This window comes from Desulfobacter sp. (assembly GCF_050177295.1).
In genome coordinates this window covers 1-6765 of sequence record NZ_JBFXHE010000240.1, presented here as the reverse complement: position 1 = coordinate 6765, position 6765 = coordinate 1, and the positions used below count along the sequence as shown (strand labels likewise).

At 49.4% G+C, this 6765-nt stretch carries 5 protein-coding genes; 4 read left to right on the top strand and 1 reads right to left on the bottom strand.

Going from position 1 to position 6765, the window contains the following annotated elements:
- The first annotated feature begins 63 nt into the window (after positions 1 to 63).
- Genes murB through ftsZ form a run of 4 tightly spaced genes read left to right on the top strand, consistent with a single transcriptional unit; the run spans position 64 to position 4452 of the window.
- Positions 64 to 1002: a UDP-N-acetylmuramate dehydrogenase gene (gene murB / locus AB7U36_RS15455; RefSeq protein WP_428160613.1), complete on the top strand. Its 939-nt coding sequence runs from the start codon at positions 64 to 66 to the stop codon at positions 1000 to 1002.
- Complete coding sequence (locus tag AB7U36_RS15450) at positions 992 to 1891, top strand: cell division protein FtsQ/DivIB (RefSeq protein ID WP_428160612.1); 900 nt, start codon at positions 992 to 994, stop codon at positions 1889 to 1891. Before murB ends, AB7U36_RS15450 begins: the two co-directional genes overlap by 11 nt.
- A gap of 1 nt (position 1892) precedes the next feature.
- The gene (gene ftsA, locus AB7U36_RS15445) at positions 1893 to 3119 is read left to right on the top strand and encodes a cell division protein FtsA (protein WP_428160611.1); all 1227 of its coding nucleotides are present in this window, start codon (positions 1893 to 1895) and stop codon (positions 3117 to 3119) included.
- Between the two features lie 19 nt (positions 3120 to 3138).
- Positions 3139 to 4452, top strand: a complete 1314-nt coding sequence (ftsZ, locus tag AB7U36_RS15440) for a cell division protein FtsZ (RefSeq protein WP_428160610.1) — start codon at positions 3139 to 3141, stop codon at positions 4450 to 4452.
- A 200-nt stretch (positions 4453 to 4652) separates the two neighbouring features.
- Here the strand turns inward: ftsZ and AB7U36_RS15435 are convergent, their stop codons facing one another.
- Positions 4653 to 6593 (bottom strand): MFS transporter, encoded by a 1941-nt coding sequence (locus AB7U36_RS15435; RefSeq protein WP_428160609.1) that lies wholly within the window; start codon positions 6591 to 6593, stop codon positions 4653 to 4655.
- Between the last annotated feature and the right edge of the window lie 172 nt (positions 6594 to 6765).

The window sequence follows — 6765 nt, the reverse complement described above, 5'->3', positions numbered from 1 at the left end:
CTTACCCTGGGGGCCGGCGATGTATACACCCTTGGGGAAAAACTGGTGGAGATTTTGTAACCCATGGACAAAAGCTGCGACATAAAAAAAATATTCGCTCCCTTTGCGCCTGAAATGCACAAGGCCATGGACCGGTACACCAGTTTCAGGGTGGGCGGGCCGGCGGATCTTCTGGTGCTGCCGCAAACCATGGAACAGGTGATCGCCCTTGCCGGAACCGCACAAAAAGCCGGGGTACCGGTGACCATTATCGGCGGCGGCACCAATGTCCTTATATCGGACAAAGGAATCCGGGGGCTTGTGATGGTTCTTACCCGGCTGAAACAGGGAATTGAGCAGACAGCACCCCAGATGAAAACAGGCGGCGACTCTTCAGACCAGATCTATTTGACAGCACTTGCCGGAGAACGTCTTGGCAGCCTTTGCAGACATGCGGCAGACTCAGGTCTGACCGGTCTGGGGTGGGCAGCCGGAATTCCGGGCACCATCGGCGGTGCCGTCATGATGAATGCAGGGGCCTTTGGCAGCGACATGAGCCGGATTGTCCGGGAGATCAAGGTCCTGGACCTTGCCACTCTGGAAACAGCGGTTCTGCCCGGAAACCGTCTCCAATTTTCCTACCGGAAACTGGCCCTCGAAAACAGTATTATACTCAAGGTCCGGCTTGGCCTGGCTAAAGCTGACCCCGGAACCGTCAGAGATGAATTTTGCCGCAACCTTAAAACAAAATACGCCACCCAGCCGGTGTCCCAGGCATCTGCCGGATGTTATTTCAAAAATCCCCCGGGCTTTAAATCAGCGGGCTTTCTCATTGAGCAGGCCGGAATGAAAAAAGCCCGGTGCAACGGGGCCATGGTATCTGATCTGCACGCCAATTTCATTGTGAACCACGACAACGCCTGTGCAAGCGACATCCTGAACCTGGCTGTCCAGGTAAGGAAAAGCGTATATGAAAAATTCGGGATTAACCTTAAAGAAGAGGTGAAAACCATTGGCGACTAAAAAAATAATTCCAAACAGGTACAAGGTGCAGGGAAAAGAGACCCGGAAAATTAAAACTTTTTTCGGCGGCAAAGGTTTTTTTGGAAAAATTTTTCTTATTCTTTTTGTCGGCGCAATGAGTCTTGGGTGCATCTACATTCACGACGCGGTTCTCCAGTGCCCTATATTTGATGTTAAAACCGTTATGATTGACGGACTTGCCCGGGTGACCCGGAACGAGATCCTGACCCGGACAGGACTTGACAAGCCGGCCAATATTTTTGAACTGCAGCCGGATATGCTCGAAAAAGAGCTGAACACCCATCCATGGATTCGCACAGCCACGGTGAAACGTCAGCTGTTATCAACCATTTCCATTAAAATCGAAGAACAGGAACCATTAGCCATCGTGACCATTGAAAACCTGACAGACATTGTCATCAACGCCCAGGGAGCCCCCTTTAAAGAGTATGAACCGGCCAAGGATGATCTAAAGGGGTTGCCGGTTATATCCGGAGTGGATTTAAGCCTGTCCAACAGCACTTACCTGTTTGAAGGAGACCTGTTCAACGCGGTGATGGAAATCCTAAAAATCAAAGGGTTCGGACAGATCCAGACCATTTTAGGAGACGAAAATACAGGCATACTCATTAATATATTAAACACTTGTCCTGATACAGGAGTCCCAAGCCCCCCCGGCGAAAAAAAATCTGAAAACAAAACTATTCTCCCGGTTAAACTCGGGTTTGACAGATTTGAAGAAAAACTTGCAAGGGCCAGGCAAGTCCGGCACTATATGGAGACCAACTATCCGGGCAAAACCATATCTGCCATGGATCTTTTCAGCCTGGAAAAGGTGTTTGTTACAACTGAAGATGCTGCCCACAATACTATAGAAAAGGGGGTCTAACTTGCAGGGAAACGAAAACTTACTGGTGGGACTTGACATCGGCACCACCAAAATCTGCGCAGTCGTGGGTGAGATGCTTGATGATGAGATCAACATCATCGGTGTGGGCTCCCACCCTTCCACAGGGCTTCGCAAGGGATCCGTGGTCAATATAGAGTCCACTGTGGATTCCATTAAAAAGGCTGTGGAAGAAGCCGAACTTATGGCGGACTGCAATATATCTTCCGTTTACGTGGGCATTGCAGGCAACCACATCAAAGGGTTCAACAGCCATGGCATCATTGCCATCAAAGGCAGGGAGATCACCGAAATGGATGTGGAACGGGTCATTGATGCGGCCAAGGCGGTGGCCATCCCCCCGGACCGGGAAATTCTGCATGTCATTTCCCAAGAATTTATTGTGGATGAAATGACGTCCATCCAGAACCCCGTGGGCATGACAGCCGTGCGCCTGGAAGCCAAAATCCACATCATCACAGGTGCGGTATCTGCGGCGCGCAACATTATCAAATGCTGCCACAAGGCAGGTCTTGAGGTGTGCGACATTGCCCTTGAATCCCTGGCCTCGGGCTATGCGGTTCTCACCGATGAAGAAAAGGAACTTGGCTGCATCCTGGCTGATATGGGCGGCGGAACCACTGACCTGGCCCTGTTCAAAGACAACAATCTGAAATTCATTTATGAACTTACCGTGGGCGGCCATAACCTGACCAATGATATTTCCGTAGGGCTTCGCACCCCCTTGCCCGAAGCGGAAAAGATTAAGAAAACACACGGTACCTGTATACCGCAAAACGTCAAGAACGGCGATATCATTGAGGTGCCGGCAGTGGGGGGCAGAGAGCCCAAGCGCCTGGCCAAGGGGATTCTTGCTGAAATCCTGGAACCCCGGGTGGAAGAAATTTTTTCCCTGCTGAAACAGGAGCTGTTTTCCAACGGACTTGAAAACAGCTTTCCTGCCGGATTTATCCTCACCGGCGGCAGCGTTGTCATGGACGGCATTGCTGAAATGGCAGAATCCGTATTCAGCGTACCTGTTCGTATTGGTGAAGCCAACCGTATCGGCGGACTCAAAGATATTGTTAAAAACCCCGCATACGCCACAGGCGTTGGACTTGTCATCTTCGGATCACAGACAAGCGGTCGTACCCAGGTTGCCAAGAACGATTCCCATGGGCTTCAGATGATTATAAATAAAATGAAACAATGGTTTAAAAATATTATTTAGATCCTTAAAGGAGTTGGATATGACTTTTTCTTATGTGGAGAATAACAACACGGCTAAAATTAAGGTCATCGGTGTGGGCGGAGCTGGCAGCAACGCAGTCAACAACATGATAGACGCCAAGCTTCAGGGTGTTAAATTCATTGTGGCCAACACCGATGCCCAGGCCCTGGAACACTCCAGGGCGGAAGTTAAAATTCAAATGGGCACCCAACTCACCGAAGGGCTTGGGGCTGGTGCAGATCCCAATGTGGGCAGAGATGCGGCCCTGGAAAGCATGGATGAGCTGCGTGAATCACTTGCAGACAGCCACATGGTCTTTATTACCGCCGGATTCGGCGGCGGTACCGGCACAGGCGCCGCACCGGTCATTGCAGAAATATGCAAGGATCTGGGCATCCTCACCGTGGCGGTTGCATCCAAGCCCTTTTCCTTTGAGGGTAAAAAACGGGAAAGAACAGCCTTGGACGGCTTAAAAAAATTGCAGGAAATTACAGACACCGTCATCATCATCCCCAATGACCGGCTGCGCGGCATTGCCGGCAAAGGGGCACGCATGAAGGACATGTTCATCAAAGCCGACGAAATTTTGCACCACTCTGTTAAAGGCATCACCGATTTGATCATGATGCCCGGTCACGTCAACCTGGACTTTGCCGACGTAAAGACCACCATGCAGAAAGCCGGCAAGGCATTAATGGGCATTGGTATTGCATCAGGCGAAAACCGGGCCACGGAAGCGGCTGAACGGGCCATTTCCCATCCGCTGCTGGAAGATATCTCCGTATCCGGTGCCAAGGGCGTACTGATGAATATCACATCAAGTTCCGATCTGACCCTTGACGAAATGACCGAAGCCTGTGACCGCATCTACCAGGAAGTGGGTGACGAGGCTGAAATCATCTGGGGCCAGACCTTTGACGAAGAACTCGGGGACGAAATCCGCATCACCGTCATTGCCACGGGTATCGGTATGGAAGAGCCGGTTCGTACTGAAAATATGCACAGATTTGATCCTCAAATAACCCATCAGGCCTATACCCAGCAGCCCCAGCAGACGTCTGCTTCCAACAGCACATACAGGGCCCAGGCGGCGGCCTATGGTCAGAGCGCACCGAACATGGGTCAGGCCACACCTGCCGGCCGCCAGGACCCCATTGCCAGGGGTGTTGTAAGGGACGCCACAGATGAGGATATGGCCAGCTGGAATGACCCGGTGCGTGTTGTCCGCCACAAACGCGTGGTGGGAGATGACAACCCCGTTCAGAATTACGGCACGAATTTTGATAATGACGATCTTGAAATTCCCACTTTTTTAAGACGCAAAGCCGATTAGGGGCTGGAAAAAAATAAATGCCACAGATTTTGCGCCAAGTCCCTTAGTCAATGAAGAAAAGATGAGATGCCGCCCGGGCCCTTGGTCCTGTAAAGGCCCGGGGAGGCATTTTCATTTTAGAACACCTTTTTGAATCTTGCCCGTGTGTTGCGGGCACAGTCCTCCCCCTGCGGCCATCTGACCGACACCACCTCCCTTTTTCAGCCTGCTTTCTCAGGTTTCAAGTCTCTGCATCCGCTAACTGCCATATAAAAAAGTGCACCGGCAACAAAAATAATACCAATGATCATAATCCCGCTAGTCTGGACTCCCCCTGCTGCAAATCCGAAGACAATGGGACCAAGCATTTCAGCCATTTTTTTTATGAAACTCAGGTAGGAAAGAGATCTGCTTTCGCCAAAGCGCTGAACAACCCTGAATTTCAAAAAATAATTATTCTGGGCGACAAAACCGAAACTGTCGGAAAAACCTATCAACATAACTGCAGATATGGCAGGAATAAACCCTCCTGCCAAGCCTGCCGCTATGAGTGTAATACCAAGCATGATATTATATGCCAGATTCCACGCTCCAAGTGCCGGGAAATTTGCAATCATGCGTGATAAGTAAGGACCGATATAAATAATCATCAGACCGTACAGAAGTTGTGCCCGCCCCACATCAGAAACGCCATGGCCTGTATCAGTAAAATATATGGGAAGATAATAGTTTAAATATGAGCCTGCAATACATGAAGGCGTTATCATAAGGACAATGAAGAGTAGAATGAGCGCCCATCCTGAAAATCCGACTTCATTTCCTGATCCGGATTCTGAAAATAGACTCGGTCGGACGTAGATAGTGTTTTCCAGCCGTATCACCATCAGGCTGCAGAGAATTGTAAATCCGGCTGCCAGTAGAAAGACGGTTGTGTATCCCAGTTTTTCCGCCAGTATGGAACCGAACACAGATCCGCAGTTTATGCCTGCGTAAATACCCGCATTCAGAAGTGAAAATCCTTCAGCTTTTTCATTTTCGTTGCGTCCGAACAGTGCAAAATTACGAAGTGTCATCCAACAGAACCCATAACCGAGCCCCGCAATCGCACGTGAGAGTATGAACAGGATGATATCAGGTGAAAAGGCACTGAGGAAGGTCCCTGCTGCAACCATCAGAAGCCCTGCTGTAAAGGACAGTTTCCACCCCTTACGTTCGATCAGCATTGATGTCAGAAAAATTGCAGCGCAGGTAAAAAAAGTTTCTGCCGACTGAGGGATACCAGCCAGAACGTTTCCGGTTATACCGAAAAGTGAACCGCCAAAATTGAGGGCTGATACCGGTATGAACGAGGATGCCATACGGGAGGCAAAATAGAAGAGAAACGCAATCTGGCGGACATAGCAGAGTGCCTGGTTATATGGCCTGCCGTTTATCAGCCCAGGAGGCTCAATGCGATTGTTGATTAATTTCAGAACAAAAAGCATAAGCTCAATGGTCAAAAAGACCAAAACAGCCATGACCGTCAGAAGTTCTGTAAGAATACGCCTTGTCATACTGTTGTTGTACTCTTCCGAAATATGCATGCGGAGAGCACCGGTATCCAGATAGAAACTGTAATAGGATAATGGGTCAGGCAGTATGGTGGAGCCGACCAGGGATTCATCACTTGAATAAATCACCACGTCATTTCCATCAACGATCAGGATGGAATCAATCTCCCTGTAGGTTCCCGTATAGCTGTTCAGCATCCGGGATACCCGGGCACCATCCTTCAGCAGGATCAATCTGTTTACCTCTGAATCACCCTTTAATTCTGTAAAAAGCGCCTTGGCGTGATCAATACCATTGAATGTCAATTCAAGCTTCTTATATGCATAGTCTGCAAAGGCAAATGTCAGCTGAACAATGATGAGGACAACCGTGGTCATCGTCAGAATGCGCCCCTTCTCCAGCCTCCCTTTTTCATCGTAGAGTTCCGCCTTCAGAAAAAACAAGGCAAGGCTCACCAGTGCAAAACCACCCAGAATCAGAAGGTAGGTATTGAGAGTTTCACGCAATGCATCAGGCTGATTGATGTTGATGGCCCACAGGAAAACCATAACAATAATTATGACGAGCGTCACAAATCCCAGCATCATAAGCCGGATCTGTTTTTGTGCCATAATTTTTATCTTTCGCCGGTATATTTCACAACCAATGTTGTAATGTCATCTGATTGCTCAGTATCTCCTGCAAAGCCTGTAACAGCTTCTCTGACAGCTCTGTCAAGCTCTTCTGGAGAACTGCAGGATCGACTGTTGAGCGTCTCCTGCAGGGCGCTCTCTCCGAACAGTT